This window comes from Corynebacterium sp. NML130628, assembly GCF_001875665.1.
GTDB lineage: Bacteria > Actinomycetota > Actinomycetes > Mycobacteriales > Mycobacteriaceae > Corynebacterium.
The window spans coordinates 1-1,633 of sequence record NZ_MLAL01000020.1; the positions used below are offsets into that span (position 1 = coordinate 1).

The window sequence follows — 1,633 nt, forward strand, 5'->3', positions numbered from 1 at the left end:
CGCCGCCCGCCGTTGAGTTGTGAACCCCCGTCGACTCGTTTGAATAAAACTTACTATACCCGCTGGTAAACAGCAAGATCACGCCCTATATTAATCCCCACCAACTGCGGTGGGGCCTTATAGGCTGATACCGCCGGACGCCGAGTCGGATGCGCCTGATAGTAGCGTTGCTCTTTCGCACGGCGCCGTGCAAGGATCTGTTTCCACTTGCCCGTATACACCTCATCAGGCGTGTAATAGTTCAACCCACTGTGACGATCTCGGTGGTTATACGCCTCAATAATCCTGCCAACCACCTGCTCTGCTTGAGCGATATCACGGTAGGACTCCAACGCGAAACGATGATGCTTCAACGTGCGATGTGATGACTCTTCATATGGGTTATCGTTTGAAACATTCGGCCTGATCAGCGAGAGTTCCACACCGTTTTCATCCAGCATCGTACGCATCGAGTGCGACGTCATCACACCACCATTATCAGTATGAACAACCCGCACATCATGACCATGCAACCGCTGTTCTTTGATAACAGCCTTGATTAAGTCCGTGGCAACCGATTTCATCTGACGCGGCTGGATGGTCCAACCGACAATCTTTCGCGAAAACAAATCCAACACCGTATACAGGTGAAATCCCTTCGACATAAACGATGCTGGCAACCACGTAATATCCCAGCACAACACCTGACCAGGACTACTTGCTGCAACAACAGGCACACCACGCGTGCTTCGTCGCGGGGTCGGTACATACGCAAGCGGGTTTTGCGCACGCAGTTGAGCATGTACCCGGTAGAAGGTTCGAAGACTTGCCACCATCTCACCATCGCCATCAAGGTGATCGAAAAAGATCCTGGCAACACTATGATGCTTGCGTTTGCCAGCAACAAGCAGTGCAGCAACCGTCTTGCGCTGCGCAGCAGTCAACTGCTTCGGGCTGACATGACAAGCACTACCATCGTCGCGTTTACGCCGACGTGGGTGATGCCGGTAATGCCAGCTTGATTTGGATAACCCGACAATTTCCAACGCGGCTTTCAGCGTGTACTTGGCAGCAACTAACGCGTCAACGATGCTGTTTTCTGCGGCGATAAACGCCTCGTAGTCGTGTTTTTCATCCCCGGTTAAACGTCTGCCACCACGCATTACTTGTCGGTATATTTTTGCATGATGGCGATGGCTTTTCCCAAGGAATCCACCGCCCTGGCATGGGCAGCATTTTGTTCGTCTTTGATGCTGAGTTGTTTGTCTTTTTCTTCGAGTGCACCTTCAAGTTCGGCTACTCGTTGTTCAAGGGACTTCGTTAAATCCTTCAGGCGGCGGATTTCGTGTATGTCAGAGCTATCCATACGCACATTCTTCCTTGGGGTAAGTCCTGTGTCGATATCGCCTGCGATGAACTGTTTGTTCCACCGATTCAACACCTTGTAGGTGATGCCGATTTTGGCGAGGTATTTCTTTTTGCCTCCGTAGGGTATCTGCGCGTAGGTCATGATGACTTCGCGTTTTTGTTCTGTGGTGAACTCCTCCGAGGCGCGGCTGGTGGGAGGGATGACTACCGTCATTGCTGTGTGTCCTTCCTACCCGGTGTAACACCGGGTGACCTGGGGAGTTCACAAGTTCAACGGCACGAGGGG

General features: G+C 52.0%; 2 protein-coding genes. Both read right to left on the reverse strand.

Features of this window, described 5'->3' with window-relative positions:
* Positions 1-53 precede the first annotated feature (53 nt).
* Positions 54-1,142, reverse strand: a complete 1,089-nt coding sequence (locus BJP07_RS10860; RefSeq protein WP_083584117.1) for a DDE-type integrase/transposase/recombinase — start codon at positions 1,140-1,142, stop codon at positions 54-56.
* Entirely contained in the window at positions 1,142-1,561 is a 420-nt protein-coding gene (locus BJP07_RS05980) for a hypothetical protein (protein ID WP_071566604.1), read from the reverse strand. The genes BJP07_RS10860 and BJP07_RS05980 overlap by 1 nt, the downstream gene beginning before the upstream one ends.
* Positions 1,562-1,633 lie beyond the last annotated feature (72 nt).

Coding starts and splice junctions, on each gene's coding strand:
- BJP07_RS10860 (WP_083584117.1), bottom strand. CDS start 1,142: ATGCGTGGTGGCAGACGTTTAACCGGGGATGAAAAACACGACTACGAG.
- BJP07_RS05980 (WP_071566604.1), bottom strand. CDS start 1,561: ATGACGGTAGTCATCCCTCCCACCAGCCGCGCCTCGGAGGAGTTCACC.